Raw genomic sequence first — 17,652 nt, forward strand, 5'->3', positions numbered from 1 at the left:
CGTGTTGCCCCAGGCAGCACGTTTTCCCTTTTGTAAATGTGTTTATGAATGCTGTTCAACTTCCTTAGGCTCTCCCTCAGGCTGTTTTGCAAATTCATATTCACCGATTTTCTTGAATTTCAGATAACGCTGGTTGATAAGATCATCACTATTCAATGGGAGAAGTTCATTGAATGAACGTTTCAGGATATCCTTGATGGCTTCTGCCTGTAAATTTGAATCCCGATGGGCGCCGCCCCTCACTTCAGGAATGATCTCATCGATGACTCCTAAGCGGTTTAAATCGGGAGCCGTGATTTTCATCGATTCCGCAGCCCTCTTAGCCTGAGAGGCATCCTTCCACAGCAAGGCTGCAGCCCCTTCAGGGGAAATCACCGAATATGTTGAGTTCTCAAGCATGAAAATTCGATCCCCGACGCCAAGTGCCAATGCACCGCCGCTACCGCCTTCACCGATGACAATACTGATGACAGGCACCTTCAGCCCCGCCATTTCGAAAAGGTTTTTCGCAATGGCTTCACTTTGCCCGCGCTCTTCAGCAGCTTTACCAGGGAAAGCTCCCTTCGTATCAATGAAACAAATGATCGGGCGGTTGAATTTTTCCGCCTGTTTCATCAGACGTAAAGCTTTTCGATAGCCTTCAGGGTGAGGCATGCCAAAGTTACGACGGATGTTTTCCTTCGTATCTTTACCTCGCTGATGACCGATGACAGTCACGGCAAGTCCATCAAATTCTGCAATTCCAGCTACAATCGCTTCATCATCCCCATAATAACGATCACCATGAAACTCGATGAAGTCATTGAATAATAGCGGAATGTAATCAAGCGTCGTCGGACGGGCTGGATGGCGGGCGATCTGAACGCGATCCCACGGTTTAAGATGGTTATATATATCCACTTCCAGCTTCTCTAGACGCTTTTCCAACGTTTCGATTTCAGCTGTCAGGTCTACATCAGCGTCCTTCGAAATGGCTTTTAGTTCTTTAATTTTATTTCTGAGGTCCGTAATGGGACGCTCGAATTCTAATTCGTAAATCATAACCATTCACCACCCGGGGCATGGATTTTAAGGATCGTCGTCAAGGTTTCCTTCATTTCCGTACGTTTGACGACCGCATCCAATTGGCCGTGCTTCATCAAGAATTCAGCCGTTTGGAAATCTTCAGGAAGCTCTTCATGGATCGTCTGTTCAATGATTCTTCGTCCCGCAAATCCAATAAGGGCTCCTGGTTCGGCTAGATTAATATCGCCAAGTGACGCGAAACTTGCCGAAACCCCGCCTGTGGTAGGATGGGTCATCATTGATATGATCAGTCCGCCTTCATTGCTGAATATCTTCAGTGCCGCACTGGTCTTCGCCATCTGCATCAAGCTTAAAACACCCTCCTGCATCCGAGCGCCGCCTGATGCCGTAAATATGATGAACGGAATCTTCAATTCACCTGCACGTTCAATGGCACGGGTGATTTTTTCCCCAACAACGGATCCCATGCTTCCCATCCGGAAATTTGAATCCATGATGGCCGTGGAAACTTGGTACCCATTGATGCTTCCCACTCCTGTGACAACCGCCTCATTAATCTTGGCTTTCTTTCTATCTTTTTCCAGTTTCTCTAAGTAATCCGGAAATTCAAGCGGGTTAACCGAAATCATTTCTTTATCAAATTCATTAAAAGTGCCTGCGTCGAATAAAAATTCGATGCGCTCATGGGAAGACATCGGATGATGGTACCCGCAATGCAGACAGACTTTCTTGTTTTTCACCAATTCTTTTGTATACATGATTTTTTTACAGCCGGTGCACTTTGTCATGATTCCTTCCGGTACATCTTGTTTCTCACGATCTAAAGGAACCGTTGCATATTTCTTCTTAGACTTCGCAAATAGCTCTTTAAGCAAGCTTAATCCTCCCTTTACCACCAATTATCTATTTTATGATACTTGGTACAAACTATATCAGAAATAAAATTAGTATCGTGTAAAAAGGTGTCACTCGTCCTTCGACATATTTCTAATTCTAATAAGATACGTTTCGATGGCTTTTTCTTCATCACGTTCGAGCAAATATGTAAGAAGTGCCAGATAATCTTCTTTTTTCACATTACCCTGTACCATCTCTGATGTTCTGGCATAGCTGTTGACAATGCGCCAAATTCTTTCCAGCAATCGATTGCGATTCAAAATGGCAATTCTTAAAAAGAAATCATCATCATGAAACTCATCCGCCTTGACCCAGACCATTAATCTTTTGATTTCATCAGCCGTAGCGAAAAAGGCGACGATCCGCAAACAGTCAATTTCAATCAGCCTTTTCGTCTCAGACAAATCTTCTTGTACTTTTTTATCTTGCAAAAAAAAGGTTCCCAGAAGCTCGACTAGCTTATGCTCCTGGAAATCCCTGATAAACGTCCCTTCACCGCGCCTTGTTTCTATTAACCCTAATAGTTCTAAGGCACGCAATGCTTCACGGACAGAGGAACGGCCAACATTAAAACGATCCGATAACTCCCGTTCTGATGGGATTTTATCTCCCGGCAAGAGGCTGTCCGCTTCAATCATGGTACGTAGGCTCTCAACGACATCGAGATAAATTTTGGATGAAGAAGTACGACCTGACAAATTAATTATTCCTCACTTTTTCCAATGATCGCTAATTTCTTTGTTTTTTCTTTAATTTCCTCTGGATCTACATTAATCCTAGCTACTCCCGTTTCCATTGCTGCCTTGGCTACAGCAGCCGCGACGGCAGGTGCTACCCTCTCATCAAATGGAGCAGGTATAACGTAGTCTTCGTTTATCTCATGTTCCTGTATTAAACCGGCAATGGCTTGTACTGCAGCAACCTTCATTTTTTCATTGATATGAGTCGCACGTGCATCTAGGGCACCACGGAAAATCCCTGGGAATGCAAGGACGTTATTGACCTGATTCGGGAAATCCGATCGGCCAGTTCCAACAACCTTGGCACCTGCCGCTTTTGCTTCTTCCGGCATGATTTCCGGATCTGGATTGGCCATCGCGAAAATGATCGCATCCCGGTTCATCGAAGAAACCATTTCTTTTGTCAATGCACCTGCAGCAGAAACACCTATAAATACATCGGCGTTTTGAATGACCGTTTCCAAAGGTCCTGAAACCCTATTTCGATTGGTCACTTTCGCCACTTGTTCTTTCGTATCATTCATCCCTGTCAAACGGCCCTCATAAATGGCACCCTTCGTATCACACATGATGATGTCACGAACCCCATAACTATAAAGCAATTTAATGATGGCAATGCCCGCAGCGCCTGCCCCATTCGCTACCACTTTAATTTCTGACATTGATTTATTCACTAGTCGTAACGCGTTCACAAGACCTGCAACGGTAACAATGGCTGTACCGTGTTGATCATCATGAAAAACAGGAATATTCATTTCTTTCTTGAGTCGTTCTTCAATTTCAAAACAATTCGGTGCGGCTATGTCCTCTAAGTTCACTCCACCGAATGTCGGTTCGAGTAACTTAACGGTCTCTACAATTTTGTCCACATCCGTCGTTTTTAAACAGATTGGGAAAGCGTCCACTCCAGCGAAACTTTTAAATAGAACGGCTTTACCTTCCATAACCGGCATGGCAGCTTCCGGACCGATGTTTCCAAGTCCCAATACAGCCGTTCCATCGGAAATAACAGCAACAGTATTCCCCTTCATTGTATAGTCATAAACGGTATCCGGTTTATCGTAAATATCTTTACACGGTTCTGCGACACCAGGAGAATAAGCCAGGCTTAAATCTACTGCGTTCCTTACCGGTACTTTCGAAACTGTTTCTAATTTTCCTTGATTCAAGCGGTGCATATGTAATGCTTCTTCTCTCAATGTCATAGTTTCACTCCTAAACCAAATTGGGTATCCCATATCTTATATGCTGAAATCTAGTGGTCAGACCACAGCGGCCTGTTTTCAATATAACATAACTATTAAAGTTGTAAAACAGTTATTCTTTCTTGTAAACCACATTTCCTTTTCCCACCAAGTCAAATAATGCCTGCATCAGTCTATCTGTAGGATTGACCCAATCCCAATAAGATAGCTGTACATAGCGGTTTTCCCTCTCGTAAAAAAGCATGACCTTCGTTTCACCGCTATGCTGCATTAAAATTTTTTTTATTTTTTGCAGGGTATCCTTCGTTTGCTTGCCAGCCTCGATTTTCAGGAATATCGTTCCGTTTTTTTCCTCTTTCATCTGCTTCACTTTTTCAAGCGGGTATACGTTCCTGATCAAGAGCTGTGTTTTTCCATCCCGCTCTTCCAATGTTCCTTGCAGCATGACGAGTTGTCCGTGATTCAAGTCGGCAGAGTGATTTTTATAAACATTTGGAAAAACGACCGCTTCAATATCCCCTTCTTCATCACTAACGCTCAAGAAAGCCATCACATCGCCCTTTTTTGTCCTTATGGTTTTAACCGACGTGATGTATGCGCCAAGCAAGACTTTTGATTCCTTTTTATTGGTGGCTTCATCTATGGTCAAACAGCCGAAGTGCTGAAAAAGTTCTCTGTAGCTTGTCACCGGATGATTCGATAGATAAAGCCCCAATGCGCTTTTTTCCAAGGAGAGTTTGTGCTCGATAGGGATAGGCTCGACTCGGTTGTATTTCGGTTTGAGTGAAAACTCGCCATCCGAAAACATATCGAATAGATCATCATCCGGATTAACCAATTCCGTATGATTGATCGCTACGTCCAGGCTCGCCAACAATGTTGCCCGGTCTTCACCGAATTCATCAAATGCACCTGAATGCACAAGCGCCTCCAACACTTTTCTATTTACGATTTTCCCCGAAACGCGCAAACAGAAATCGAATAAATCAGCGAACTTCTTTTGCCTCCTTGCAGCAAAGATTTCTTTTAGGACCGTACCGCCAATCCCCTTTATGGCTCCAAGGCTATAACGGATCCCTTCCTTTTCCGGTAAAAACGGGTAACCGCTCCGGTTAATCGAGGGAGTCAGAACCATTATCCCTTTCTTTTTGGCTTCACGGATATATTGCGAAATCTTTTCATCATTCCCGACGACCGATGTCAGGAGTGCTGCCATGAAATATTCCGGATAGTGGGTTTTCAAATAACCCAGCTGATAAGCGATGAAACTATACGCCACCGCATGGCTTCGGTTGAATCCATAGTTAGCGAAGCGGACAATCAAGGAATAAATTTCATCTGCCGTTTTTTCCGAGTATCCTTGTTTCAATGAGCCGTTCACGAAATGCTGCCGCTCTTGATCCAGAACATCCTTCTTCTTCTTCGAAACGGCACGACGGAGCAGGTCAGCCTCCCCTAATGAAAACCCGGCTAAGCGGGAGGCGATTTGCATGATTTGTTCTTGATAAACGATGACCCCGTATGTAGGCTCGAGGATATCCTTCAAATCCTCGTGCAGGTAATCAATCGGAGCCAGTCCATGTTTTCGCTCGATGAACAGCGGTATATTTTCCATCGGACCTGGACGATATAGGGCATTGACCGCGACGATATCCTCGAATCGATTCGGTTTCAGCTTGATCAAAACCTTTCGGATGCCATCCGATTCAAATTGAAACACTCCGGTTGTTTCGCCTCTCCCTAAAAGGGCTAGCGTCTCGGGGTCATCCATTGGGATATGGGACAAGTCGAGCTTTTTCCCCGATCCCTTTTTAATGTTATTTAAAATATTATCGATGAGCGTTAAATTGCGGAGTCCAAGAAAATCCATTTTAAGAAGTCCCAGTTCTTCGAGAAGGTCCATTGGGTATTGAGTCAGATGGATGCCTTCATGCCCCCCCTGGATCGGAATATGCTCGGTCAGTGCCTGATCGCTGATGACGACGCCGGCAGCATGTGTCGAAGCATGGCGAGGCAGCCCTTCAAGCAATAAAGCGGTTTGAAAAAGTTTTTGATTCAGGTCACTCTCATTAACGAATTCCCTGAGCCTTTTAGATTCCTTGTAAGCCTCGGGAAGCGTTATTCCCAGGCGTCCTGGAATCATTTTCGATACCGCTTCCTGTTCCTTTGAATTCAATCCGAAAACACGGCCTGTATCCCTTAATGCAGCCTTGGCAGCCAATGTTCCGAATGTAATGATTTGTGCTACATGAAGTTCCCCGTATTTCTTCGCGACATAGGCTATCACTTCTTCGCGGCGGTTATCCGGGAAGTCAATGTCGATATCCGGCATCGAGACACGTTCCGGATTCAGGAAACGCTCGAACAGCAAGGAATGTTCGATTGGATCGACATCCGTTATAGACAGCACATAAGCGACCATCGATCCGGCGGCCGACCCCCTTCCAGGACCTGTCAGGATTTGATGGTCCTTGGCGAATTTCATGAAGTCCCAGACGATCAAAAAGTAATCGCTGAATTTCATCTTGGTGATGATATCCAATTCATATCGCAGACGCTCTTCATATTGAATGGATGTCTCCGGCAATCTTTTCTTCAGCCCTTGGAAACAGATGGCTTCGAGCATTTCCTCTGCTGTGACACCATCTTCAGTAGGGTACTTAGGAAGCAGTGAACGGTGAAATGGAATTTCCAGATTGCATTGCGCGGCAATATGCAGTGTATTTTCGAGTGCATCCGGTCTGTCATGGAATAGTTCTGCCATCTGGGCCCGGCTTTTCAAATAAAATTGATCGGATTCAAGAACCGTATGCGTCTCATCCGCCAGCTTGTCGCCATTTCCAATTGCCAATAGGACTTCTTGAGCGAGTGCATCGCTTTCGTTCAAATAATAGACTGGATTCGTCGCGACAATCTTTATCTCTAAATCTCTCGCCAACTGACTTATGGCTTCGTTGCCTTTTTCCTCATTCGCGATCGAAAGTCTCTGTATGGATACATAAAAGTTATCATGACCAAAAATTCGCAGAAATCGTTCCGCTGCCTGTTTGGCCTCCTGTGGATTTTCTTCTCTCAATAGCGTTTCTATTTGCCCCTCCGCACCTGGAGTGATTGCTATCAGGCCCCGGGAATAGGCTTTAAGCCAATTCATTGGAATGCCTGACGGGGATTTCGTTTTTATGGCACTGCTTATTTTAAGCAGGTTTTGATATCCTTGTAGACTTTTTGCCAATAAAAGAAGTCCATGTGGCGAATCCCGTTTATCAAGGACATCCGCAAGTATGCCGATGATCGGCTTTATGCCCTGTCTCTTGCATTCTTTATAAAAATAGACCGAACCGTACATAACATTTCGATCGGTTAAGGCAAGACTTGTACAGCCATCCGCTTTCGCTTTGGCCACAAGTTCAGTGATCTTCACCGTACTTGTCAGCAGGCTGTATCCGCTCTGAATATGGAGATGAGTATACACGTTTTTTCTCCCACCTTTGTAAGGCATGTTTCTTTTCATTATAGTGTTTATTTCAAAAAAAAGAAAATATGTTCTCATTACCAGGGCAATTTAACTTCATGATTTCCGACGACTATCATATTACCTCTAAACTTCCCATATAAATGAATAGAAGAATATCAAGAAAAAAAGGATGATGATATATGAATGAAGCCTTTGTTCCAGCCTTCATCAACAGCTTTTTCATATCGCTTGGCGTATTGCTTGGCGGCTCGATAATCGGGGGCCTCGCCGCTTTTTTTACTGGACAAGCCCCGATGACGACTGTATTCCGGCTGTCGGACAGCCTCCGTATTTGGGCGATTGTCGCTGCAATCGGCGGTACTTTTGATATGGTCTATAATTTTGAACGCGGTATTTTCCACGGGGAAACGAAGGATATAGTCAAGCAGGTACTATTGATTCTATCTGCACTTGGCGGAGCACAGACAGGAGCACTGATCATAAACTGGTTCACGCAGGAGCATATTTCATCATGAGGATTCCCCCCTATCACCGGTCTCCCACCTGGCAGCGCTTCTTTGCCGGAGCTGCACTTGGCGGATTGATCAGTTGGGTGATTTTCTTTTATATGCATGGTGTCCAGCAGGAGAAGCAGATCCGGACCCTTCACGAACAAAGTGAACTTATCACGGATTTAAACGGGAAAATCGCAATTTGGGAGCAGGATTATAAAAAATTGAACCAGAAAAACGAGGAGATATTGACGATTCAGGAAGTGGAAGTAACCATTACGAATGAAAAATACAGTCTGGATCGGCTGAGTATTGCAGAAGCCGAGGATGTGATCGAGGACGACCTTTCCTCTCTTCTTGCCAAAGATGTCGCCAGTGTCTATGACGGAAAGGGGCTTTTGAAGAAGTCCATAGAAAATAAGATCGTGACCATCAATAAAAAGCGCTATCGACTTGAAGTCGTTGAGATCATGTTCTATACGAAAATGAATATTGAAATCAAACTAAAAAGGACTACTTCTTAATCATGCCACTATACTTAAAGACCAAATCATATCCGATTTGGTCTTTAAGTTTTTTTCATTCCGATTTATTCAACTCTTCCATGTCGGCAAGGATATTATCCACTTCATCCCAAGAATGAATCGAAGCCCCTGCTGCAAGCGGGTGGCCTCCTCCGTTATATTTACGGGCAATCGTATTGATGATCGGTCCTTTAGAACGGAAACGGACTCTGATTTCTCTATCCTCTTCAATGAAAAAGACCCATGACTTAACACTTTTAATCGAACCGAGCGAGGAAACGAGCTGAGATGCCTCAGATGTAGAAGCCTGGAACCGTTCAAGTATATCTTTTGTGATGATCATTTTCCCTGTGCCATATGGAAGGATTTCAAAATGCTGCAGCACATAGCCATTCAACCGAACTATGCTTTCCTCGACGTCATACATCTCCTGATATAACTGCGGGCGGGAGAACGAATAGTTAATCAATTCACTGGCATAGGCAAATGTCTTTTCCGTCGTATTCTGGAATAGGAAGCGGCCGGTATCGCCAACAATGCCTGCATATAGAAGGCGTGCCGCTTCATCACTCATCTTCAAGCCCTGTTCTTTACCGAACTGGTAAAATTCATAAATCATTTCACTTGTTGAACTTGCCGATGTATCGACCCAGCGCATATCCCCATATGGATCTTCATTAGGATGATGATCGATCTTAATCAGTTTATCCCCCGTCGTGTACCTTGCATCACAAATCCGGTCCGTATTTGCGGTGTCACAAACGATGACCAGAGCACCTTGATATGTTTCATCCGGAATCACATCGAGCCTTCTTAGATAATTCATTGACGGTTCTTCTTTCCCGACCGTAAAAATTCGCTTTTCGGGGAAAGTTGCTTTCAGGATTTCCGCCAATCCCCCCTGTGAACCATAAGCGTCCGGATCTGGACGGACATGACGATGGAGAATGATAGTATCATAACGCATTATATCTGCTAATATTTCAGCTTTCATATAGATCTCCCCTTTACATATGTATTATCGAGCCTTATAAAGATGATATATTTCATTTAATCAAAAAATTGGAGAAATAGGAAGACTCATCTTGTTTACGGTGGCATTCTCTTTCATTTCCCGCTACAATAAAAAGGTACATATGTTAAATTGGGGGAATTTCAAACGATGCCTATTCTTGTCACCTTGATCGTTCTTTCACTAGGGGTCTATCTGTTTTATAAAATCAAATCGGTCCGAACCAGGATGCCGATGGAGAAAAAGTGGATTTCAGGAAAGTCTTCCATCGCCCTTGGTGCGTTTGTCGCACTATTCGGAATCAATCAGCTTTTTCTGTTCCACACGACCATCACTTATATCATTGCAGCCATTTTCATCTTCGTTGGCCTATTCAGTGTTTGGGGCGGCTATAAAATGTATAAATTTTATTTGCCGCATGCAATCGAAGAAGCTGCAAATCAAAAAGGATAATCGAATTTCGATTATCCTTTTTATTTTTCATGATCGGTCCAGCAATTGGCAAGTCAACATCGCCTTGCCGACAAGTTTGCCTTGGTTAAACACCTCGACATCCACTTTTCCGAATTTACGCCCTACATCAAGGACACGCGGGTGGATTTCAAGCGTACTGTCGATCTGGACTGGCTTTATGAAGTAGATCGTCATGTTTTCCACAACCAAGTCACCGCGCTTATAGCTTCGAAGTGCACGGTTTGCTGAGTCGGTGACCAATGTCGTGAACACACCGCTTGAAATGGTCCCAAGGTAATTGGTCATCTGCGGAGTGACGCCATAGCTATACACTTCCTCGCCCTTGCCACGATTCGAAGTCATCACAAGCTGGCTCGTGATCGTATCGTCGATCGTTTCGCCGACCTGTGGCTGCCTTTGACTCATTTGCAGTGCCTTCAGCACATCCTGCCTGCTCACGATTCCTTTTAGAATATGACTGTCATTCACGACCGGGATCAATTCAATCCCTTCCCAAACCATCATATGTGCAGAAGATGCCACACTCATTTTATCGCCTACGGTCATCGGGTTTTTCGTCATCACCTTATCAATGAGCGTCAGTTCTTCCTGTCCGATGATATCTTTTGATGTGACCATTCCTTGAACCTTCATATTGTCATCGACAACAGGGAAACGGCTATGCCCGGATTCCTGATTCAATTCATGCCAAGTCTGAACCCGGTCACCCACAGTCAAAAAGGTCGTTTCCTGTACTGGTGTCAAAATATCCTCCACCAGCAAGATTTCCTTTTTGATCAATTGGTCATAGATCGCCCGATTGATCATCGTTGCGACGGTAAACGTATCGTAACTCGTTGAGATGACTGGCATCTCCAATTCATCGGCTAACCTTTTAACGGGCTCTTCCGTATCGAATCCCCCGGTGATCAGCACTGCTGCACCTGCTTTTAACGCGTGCTCGTGGGCCTGTGTACGGTTCCCGACGATCAGCAGGTTTCCTGCCCCTGTATATCTCATCATGGCATCCAGCTTCATCGCCCCGATGACAAATTTATTTAAGGTCTTATGAAGTCCCGTTTTTCCACCAAGAACTTGTCCGTCAACAATATTGACTACTTCTGCGAAAGTGAGCTTTTCAATATTCTCTTTTTTCTTTTTCTCAATGCGGATCGTACCTACCCGCTCAATCGAGCTCACGTAGCCCTGATTCTCCGCCTCTTTAATTGCCCGGTATGCCGTACCTTCACTAACATTCAATGCTTTCGCAATTTGACGGACGGAAATCTTTTCGCCAACAGGGAGCCCATCGATATGTTTTAATATTTGTTCATGCTTTGTAGCCAAGCGCTTCACCCTTTTCACGGTATTCCTATTCTCCATTATAAGGTCAAAGAGCCTAGTTTATCAAACAACTACTAGTATTGGCGCAACCTTTTGTGTTCCAGCTTGCGTTTTACCTTTTGTTTCTTAGGAGAATATAGTATGCCCGTCAAGTTTCCAGCTACCGCCAACAATGCAAACAACAGCCAGGACCCTGCAAACAGACTCTCCAGACCGCCACTTTCCAACGACAAACGCGGCACGGCATAATACAGCATTACACCGCATAAGAGCAAACACAGCAATAATCTCTGCTTCATCCAACCCCCCCTTTTTTTTCATCTATTCATTTTATGCCTGTAAAAGGAAAAAAGACTCGGCTGCAGAACGAGACTTTATTTTCCATTGCAAGAACCATCTGCGTAAAGGGCAATGCTGCACGGAGAACAGTGAATCCGGCCTGCCATCCCCACACGTTACACATAAAAAACGGAAGCCCATGCAGGCTTCCGCTCCTATTAAAGTTCTATTTCATCCCCGGCTTCCATGATCAATCCATTTCCCTCTTCAAGCAAGTCGATGAATTTACCAGGATCCTGTTTGATTACAGGGAAAGTATTGTAATGAATCGGCACGACTTGTTTGGCTTGAAGGAATTTCGCAGCAAGTGCCGCATCTTCAGGGCCCATGGTGTAATTGTCGCCGATTGGCAAGAATGCCAAGTCAATCGGATGACGCTCCCCGATCAGTTTCATATCGGAATATACCGCTGTATCCCCTGCATGATAGAGCGTTTTCCCTTCTATCATAAGCAATATGCCAGCAGGCATTCCTAAATAAATGATTTGCCCCTCTCCGTTATTGAATCCCGTTCCATGGAAAGCTGGCGTCAGTTTCACTTTTCCAAAATCGAACTCGAAAGCTCCGCCGATGCTCATCCCGTGGGTCCTAACCCCTTGAGCACCCAGATAGTCGGCAATCTCTGCAATGCCGATGACAAGTGCATCATGCCTTTTGGCCAATTCAACCGTATCACCGACGTGGTCATTATGGCCATGTGTTAAGATGATCACATCCGGTTTCACATCTTCAACCTTTAAATCGGTCAATTCGTTTCCAGTAATGAATGGATCGATTAAAATGGTTTTACCATTCGTTTCGACTTTTACAACTGCATGTCCATGAAAAGATACTTTCATTTTTGATGCTCCCTTCCCATACCCACTAATTTTTTTAAGTAGCTTTCTTAGGCCTTTCCCATTTACTATACTTTTAAATATTGCTAAGGTAATTATATCTTATTAATGGAGGTATCGTCATGAATGAACGTTTGACAGAACTACAAAATTGGCTACAGGCCAATGAGGCTGAAGCCGCTATACTTACATCAACAGAGAGCATCTTCTATTTGAGCGGTTTTTATAGTGATCCTCATGAAAGACTGCTAGCACTTGCCATTTTTGCAAATGCCGACCCATTCCTTGTCTGCCCGCAGATGGAAGTTCCGGATGCTAAACAGGCTGGATGGGCTGGAGATATCATCGGTTACACCGATATTGAAAATCCTTGGGAAAAAGTTAAGCAAGCAGTGAAGGATCGCGGGTTAACCATTCATACAATGGCCATTGAAAAAGAGCATATGAATGTAGAACGTTATGAAAAGGTCCAACAATATTTCGGAGCACCAAAGCTCGTTTCCGCAGAAGAGAAACTTCAAAGGATGCGAATGATCAAATCGGAAGATGAAATGGTCAAAATCCGTGAAGCATGCCGCCTTGCCGACTTTGCGATCGAAGTGGGCGTCAGCGAAATTAAAGAGGGTAAAACGGAAATGGAAATCCTTGCAGCGATAGAATACGAATTGAAAAAGGCCGGAGTCAGCCAAATGTCTTTTTCCACGATGGTCCTGACTGGTAAAAATGGCGCTTCCCCACATGGCACACCCGGGAATACGAAGGTTCAGCGCGGCGACCTTGTCCTATTTGACCTGGGGGTCGTTCATGAAGGGTACTGCTCTGACATCACTAGAACGGTTGCTTACGGGGATATCAATGATAAACAGGCAGAAATATATGAAACTGTACTTAGAGCACAAGAAGCTGCCGTTGCAGCCAGTAAACCTGGTGTATCCTGTTCCGAGATAGACTTGACTGCCAGAAACATCATCGGGAATAAAGGATACGGTGAATTCTTCCCGCACAGGCTTGGCCACGGACTAGGGATCAGTGTCCATGAGTACCCATCCTTGACTGAAACGAATTCCCTCGAACTTCAATCCGGAATGGTTTATACCATCGAACCTGGCATATATGTTCCAAATGTTGCCGGCGTCAGAATTGAAGATGATCTACTGATCACCGATACCGGCTGTGAAGTTTTGACCAAATTCCCGAAGAGCCTGCAAATCATAAAGTGAAGATATTTTAACCATTTAATAGATCGAAACCCGGATACCCCCGCCTTCATTTAAGACGGGGGTATCTATTGTTCAAAATTCATTTCAACTAATCGATCCGACGGATAAACTCTTCCTTCATCATCATTTAACTTACCCGTGACAAAACCACGCTATAATAGAAGAGAAAAGACAAGGTTTGAAATGATTATAAACCTAATTTTTATATTCCTTTTATTATGCTGGCCCCAAAAATATTAAACTATGCATAATTTAAACGTACTTTTGCATGCTTTAATATCTTTCATTATATTTTTCACATCACTTAATAAGGTTAGAATCATTTTCCCTTTTTTGATTTCCAGATAATTGGCTAAAACATTCGCTAATTTGTTACAATTGAAATCAGATCCATTAGGTAAACCATAGTATAATAGGAATATAATAGAAGGAGGAGATTCACTTGAATAGTATAGATTATAAAAATATTCTTGTAGCAGTGGACGGTTCGGAAGAAGCAGAGTGGGCCCTAAAAAAGGCAATCTATTTAGCAAAACTCAGTGACGCTACCCTTGTACTGACACATATCGTGGATACAAGGAATTTCCCTACTGTCGAAGCTTATGATATGACTATCCGTGATCACTCTGAAACCTTTGCCAACGAGCTATTGGACAAGTATAAAACGGATGCCATTGCCTCCGGGATTGCAAAGGTCCAAACAGTGGTTGCATATGGTTCTCCTAAAGTTCAAATTCCAAGGGATTTAGCGAAAAAGCATAAGATCGATTTAATTGTATGCGGTGCAACGGGCATTAACGCAGTCGAGCGTTTCCTTATCGGCAGTGTGTCGGAAGGCATCGTTCGCCATTCCAACTGTGATGTAATGGTCGTGCGTACGAATTGATAAAGAAATGATATAAAAAGCTCGTTCGCCAAATAGGTGAACGAGCTTTTTCCTGTTATTCACTTACTAGTTTTTCCGCTTTTTCAATCGCCAGCAAAACTTGGGCAAAACCTGTACCGCCCGCACTGTTACGGCGTTTAACTGCTTCATAAGGATTTAATGCATCATAAATATCCTGTTCAAACAACTCGGAAGCTTCCTGGAATTGTTCCATGCTTAGGTCCACTAAATAGCAGCCATTCTGGACACAGAACAATACAAGCTTCCCTACCACTTCGTGCGCTTTACGGAAAGGCATACCCTTTGAAGCTAGGTAATCAGCTAGTTCCGTCGCATTCGAGAAGTCATTTTTTGTTGCTTTTTCCATTACGTCCGTTTTCACTTTCATCGTTGAAATCATGCCGGCAAATATTTTAAGTGAACCAACAATGGTCTTAACCGTATCAAAAACGCCTTCTTTATCTTCTTGCATATCTTTGTTATAAGCAAGCGGCAGTCCTTTCAAAACAGTCAATAAACCCGTTAGGTTCCCATAAACCCGTCCTGTTTTACCACGGATCAATTCCGCCATATCAGGGTTTTTCTTTTGCGGCATGATGCTGCTTCCCGTGGAAAACGCATCATCCAATTCAATGAATTGGAATTCCTGGCTTGACCAGAGAATGATTTCTTCGCTGAAACGGGATAAATGCATCATCATTGTTGCACTGTTGCTCATGAATTCAATGGCAAAATCACGATCACTCACCGCATCAAGGCTGTTTTCGTAAATTCCCTCAAACCCCAATAGCTCCGCACTGAGGGCACGGTCAATCGGGAAGGTCGTCCCAGCTAATGCCCCGGCTCCCAATGGAGAAATATTGATCCTTTTGAAACTCTCGGTGAAGCGTTGCTTATCACGCTCAAGCATCCAAAAATAAGCCATTAAATGGTGGGCAAATGAAATGGGCTGTGCACGCTGCAAATGTGTATAACCTGGAATTAGTGTTTCCACATTTTTCTTGGCCTGTCCCAAAATCGCCATTTGCAAATCATTGATGAGTTCCAGAATCACTTTCGTTTGGTTCCGCATATACAGATGAAGGTCGGTTGCAACTTGGTCATTACGGCTTCTTCCTGTATGAAGCTTTCCGCCAACTGGACCGATTTCACTTATTAGCATACTTTCCAGGTTAAGATGGATATCTTCCATCTCAACCTTAAAAGTCAATTCACCCTTCTCAGCTTTTCCCTGTAAACTTTTCAGACCCGCAATGATCTGATCCGCATCTTCTTCAGGTAAAATGCTGCATTTCTTTAACATGGTTACATGAGCTAAACTGCCTTGAATATCTTCAAGGACAAGTTCCTGGTCAAAGGAAATGGAAGCCCCGAATTCATCTACCCATTCTTCGGCAGATTTCGTGAACCTTCCTCCCCAAAGCTTGCTGCTCACACTGTCACCTTCTTGTTATTGACCATGCTGTTCACTTTCGTTGGAAGTCCCCATAACTTGATGAATCCAACTGCTGCATCATGATCGAATTCGTCCGCTTTTGTATAAGTAGCCAATTTTTCGTCATATAGGGAGTACTCGGATTTTCTTCCTTCAACAATCGCATGGCCTTTGAATAGTTTCACACGGACCGTACCCGTTACATTCACTTGTGTTTCTTTCAGGAATGCAGCCAAAGCTTTTTGAAGCGGAGAGAACCAAAGTCCTTCATAAATCAATTCAGTCATTTTCTTTTCGATCACCGGTTTGAAGTGAGCCAATTCTTTTACAAGCGTGATATCTTCAAGTTCTTTGTGTGCAGCTATCAATGTCATCGCACCAGGAGCTTCATAGACTTCACGCGATTTGATTCCTACTAATCTATTTTCAACGTGATCGATACGTCCAACCCCGTGCTTGCCGGCAATTTGATTCAACTCGACGATCAGGTCAGCCAGTTTATAGTTTTTATCATTCAATGTAACCGGCACACCTTGTTCAAAACCAATTTCAATGATATCAGCAGTATCTGGCGTACATTCAAGGCTTGCAGTCAAATCATATGCCTCTTCCGGCGGAGCTGCCCATGGATCTTCCAGGATTCCGCATTCGTTACTTCTTCCCCAAAGGTTTTGGTCAATCGAGAATGGACTCGCCATGCCAATCGGAACGGGAATGCCATTCTTCGCTGCATATTCAATCTCCTCTTCACGAGACCATTTCCAGTCACGAACAGGTGCAAGAACTTGCAAATTAGGGTTCAAGGCGGAGATGGATACTTCGAAACGCACTTGGTCATTTCCTTTTCCCGTACAACCGTGCGCAACGGCTACCGCGTTTTCCGCTTCAGCCACTTCCACTAATTTCTTCGCGATCAGCGGACGTGATAATGCTGATACCAATGGATATTTCCCTTCATACAAAGTATGTGCCTGAAGAGCCGTCAATGCGAATTCATCAGCGAATTCATCCTTCGCATCAATGACATAAGAACTTACAGCACCGACAGTGATCGCTTTTTCTTTAATGAAATCCAAATCTTTCCCTTCACCGACATCCAAGCAGCATGCCACAACTTCGTACCCTTGATCTTGTAACCATTTAATTGCAACGGAAGTATCCAAACCTCCGGAATATGCTAAAACAACTTTTTGATTTTTCATTTCCATCGTCCTTTCGTGTGAATAAAAATTCATCGTTTGTTATTTTTATTCAATCTATGATAGTACTTTATCATCTTTATTAAAGGAATACAAGGGGTATTTTAAAGATTTTGCTAAATAATCTGCTAATATTTTCAGGGAATTTACACATTGGATGCTTCCGCGAGAATATAGTAAACTAGGAGTATGATAAATCGAAAAGCGGAGGGCATATGAAAGAACTATTTATCTATGATGAACGGCTTGGCATCTCCATTCCCGATTTGAATCTGGAGTGGGATGAATATACAAAAGGCGAGCAACAGCAAATACTCGTACATTGGGAGAATATCCGGGGAAGCATCCCGGACCGCATCAAGGAACTGGAATCCACCATTAACCGAAAGCAGTTTCGGCTCTCCGATGAGAGTAATTTCGCCAAATCATGCCAGCTCAATTCCGAAATTGCGGAACTTGCTTCCATCATCAATGATTTATGGCTATGGTATCGTGCCAATCAAGGCGTGACTGAAAAGATGCATAATTAAGGCCTATTCCATGCAAAAAAGCCACAGTTTAAAACTGTGG

The 17,652-nt window shown here is 43.7% G+C and carries 17 protein-coding genes; 6 read left to right on the forward strand and 11 right to left on the reverse strand.

The window, feature by feature from the left end:
• Nucleotides 1–42 precede the first annotated feature (42 nt).
• From accA to dnaE, 5 genes are all read right to left on the reverse strand, one after another.
• Complete coding sequence (gene accA, locus N0M92_RS09050) at nucleotides 43–1,041, reverse strand: acetyl-CoA carboxylase carboxyl transferase subunit alpha (RefSeq protein ID WP_260285405.1); 999 nt, start codon at nucleotides 1,039–1,041, stop codon at nucleotides 43–45.
• Nucleotides 1,038–1,901, reverse strand: a complete 864-nt coding sequence (gene accD / locus N0M92_RS09055) for an acetyl-CoA carboxylase, carboxyltransferase subunit beta (RefSeq protein ID WP_260285406.1) — start codon at nucleotides 1,899–1,901, stop codon at nucleotides 1,038–1,040. The genes accA and accD overlap by 4 nt, the downstream gene beginning before the upstream one ends.
• A 90-nt stretch (nucleotides 1,902–1,991) precedes the next feature.
• Nucleotides 1,992–2,621 (reverse strand): FadR/GntR family transcriptional regulator, encoded by a 630-nt coding sequence (locus N0M92_RS09060; protein ID WP_260285407.1) that lies wholly within the window; start codon nucleotides 2,619–2,621, stop codon nucleotides 1,992–1,994.
• 5 nt (nucleotides 2,622–2,626) lie between these two features.
• On the reverse strand, nucleotides 2,627–3,868 hold the full coding sequence (locus N0M92_RS09065) for an NAD(P)-dependent malic enzyme (RefSeq protein WP_260285409.1): 1,242 nt from the start codon (nucleotides 3,866–3,868) through the stop codon (nucleotides 2,627–2,629).
• 112 nt (nucleotides 3,869–3,980) lie between these two features.
• Nucleotides 3,981–7,340, reverse strand: a complete 3,360-nt coding sequence (dnaE, locus tag N0M92_RS09070; protein ID WP_311202531.1) for a DNA polymerase III subunit alpha — start codon at nucleotides 7,338–7,340, stop codon at nucleotides 3,981–3,983.
• 182 nt (nucleotides 7,341–7,522) lie between these two features.
• On the opposite strand from dnaE, the gene N0M92_RS09075 reads away from it, so the two are divergent.
• Both N0M92_RS09075 and ytrI read left to right on the forward strand, forming a co-directional pair.
• Complete coding sequence (locus N0M92_RS09075) at nucleotides 7,523–7,858, forward strand: YtrH family sporulation protein (protein WP_098369973.1); 336 nt, start codon at nucleotides 7,523–7,525, stop codon at nucleotides 7,856–7,858.
• A complete protein-coding gene (ytrI, locus tag N0M92_RS09080) occupies nucleotides 7,855–8,358 on the forward strand; it encodes a sporulation membrane protein YtrI (RefSeq protein WP_260285411.1) in 504 nt (167 codons plus the stop codon). The genes N0M92_RS09075 and ytrI overlap by 4 nt, the downstream gene beginning before the upstream one ends.
• Nucleotides 8,359–8,413: 55 nt before the next feature.
• Here the strand turns inward: ytrI and N0M92_RS09085 are convergent, their stop codons facing one another.
• Entirely contained in the window at nucleotides 8,414–9,352 is a 939-nt protein-coding gene (locus N0M92_RS09085) for a DHH family phosphoesterase (RefSeq protein WP_260285412.1), read from the reverse strand.
• 168 nt (nucleotides 9,353–9,520) lie between these two features.
• Here N0M92_RS09085 and N0M92_RS09090 point away from each other — a divergent pair, with 168 nt between their 5' ends.
• Complete coding sequence (locus tag N0M92_RS09090; RefSeq protein WP_192206051.1) at nucleotides 9,521–9,823, forward strand: YtpI family protein; 303 nt, start codon at nucleotides 9,521–9,523, stop codon at nucleotides 9,821–9,823.
• A 27-nt stretch (nucleotides 9,824–9,850) separates the two neighbouring features.
• Here the strand turns inward: N0M92_RS09090 and N0M92_RS09095 are convergent, their stop codons facing one another.
• The 3 genes from N0M92_RS09095 to N0M92_RS09105 all read right to left on the reverse strand — a co-directional run bounded on the left by N0M92_RS09095 (nucleotide 9,851) and on the right by N0M92_RS09105 (nucleotide 12,345).
• Nucleotides 9,851–11,170: a DRTGG domain-containing protein gene (locus N0M92_RS09095; protein WP_214748559.1), complete on the reverse strand. Its 1,320-nt coding sequence runs from the start codon at nucleotides 11,168–11,170 to the stop codon at nucleotides 9,851–9,853.
• Between the two features lie 71 nt (nucleotides 11,171–11,241).
• On the reverse strand, nucleotides 11,242–11,466 hold the full coding sequence (locus N0M92_RS09100) for a hypothetical protein (RefSeq protein ID WP_260285413.1): 225 nt from the start codon (nucleotides 11,464–11,466) through the stop codon (nucleotides 11,242–11,244).
• A gap of 198 nt (nucleotides 11,467–11,664) precedes the next feature.
• Nucleotides 11,665–12,345, reverse strand: coding sequence for a metal-dependent hydrolase (locus tag N0M92_RS09105; protein ID WP_260285414.1), 681 nt, complete (start codon nucleotides 12,343–12,345; stop codon nucleotides 11,665–11,667).
• A gap of 119 nt (nucleotides 12,346–12,464) precedes the next feature.
• On the opposite strand from N0M92_RS09105, the gene N0M92_RS09110 reads away from it, so the two are divergent.
• Nucleotides 12,465–13,562: a M24 family metallopeptidase gene (locus N0M92_RS09110; RefSeq protein ID WP_260285415.1), complete on the forward strand. Its 1,098-nt coding sequence runs from the start codon at nucleotides 12,465–12,467 to the stop codon at nucleotides 13,560–13,562.
• Nucleotides 13,563–14,013: 451 nt separating this feature from the next.
• Entirely contained in the window at nucleotides 14,014–14,448 is a 435-nt protein-coding gene (locus N0M92_RS09115) for a universal stress protein (protein ID WP_260285444.1), read from the forward strand.
• Between the two features lie 55 nt (nucleotides 14,449–14,503).
• On the opposite strand, the gene argH is transcribed toward N0M92_RS09115, so the two are convergent.
• Both argH and N0M92_RS09125 read right to left on the reverse strand, forming a co-directional pair.
• The gene (gene argH, locus N0M92_RS09120; protein ID WP_260285416.1) at nucleotides 14,504–15,883 is read right to left on the reverse strand and encodes an argininosuccinate lyase; all 1,380 of its coding nucleotides are present in this window, start codon (nucleotides 15,881–15,883) and stop codon (nucleotides 14,504–14,506) included.
• Nucleotides 15,880–17,085: an argininosuccinate synthase gene (locus N0M92_RS09125; RefSeq protein WP_260285417.1), complete on the reverse strand. Its 1,206-nt coding sequence runs from the start codon at nucleotides 17,083–17,085 to the stop codon at nucleotides 15,880–15,882. Before N0M92_RS09125 ends, argH begins: the two co-directional genes overlap by 4 nt.
• A 212-nt stretch (nucleotides 17,086–17,297) precedes the next feature.
• Here N0M92_RS09125 and N0M92_RS09130 point away from each other — a divergent pair, with 212 nt between their 5' ends.
• Complete coding sequence (locus N0M92_RS09130) at nucleotides 17,298–17,612, forward strand: hypothetical protein (protein ID WP_076364723.1); 315 nt, start codon at nucleotides 17,298–17,300, stop codon at nucleotides 17,610–17,612.
• Nucleotides 17,613–17,652 lie beyond the last annotated feature (40 nt).

It is taken from the genome of Peribacillus aracenensis, from assembly GCF_025175645.1.
Lineage (GTDB): Bacteria > Bacillota > Bacilli > Bacillales > DSM-1321 > Peribacillus > Peribacillus aracenensis.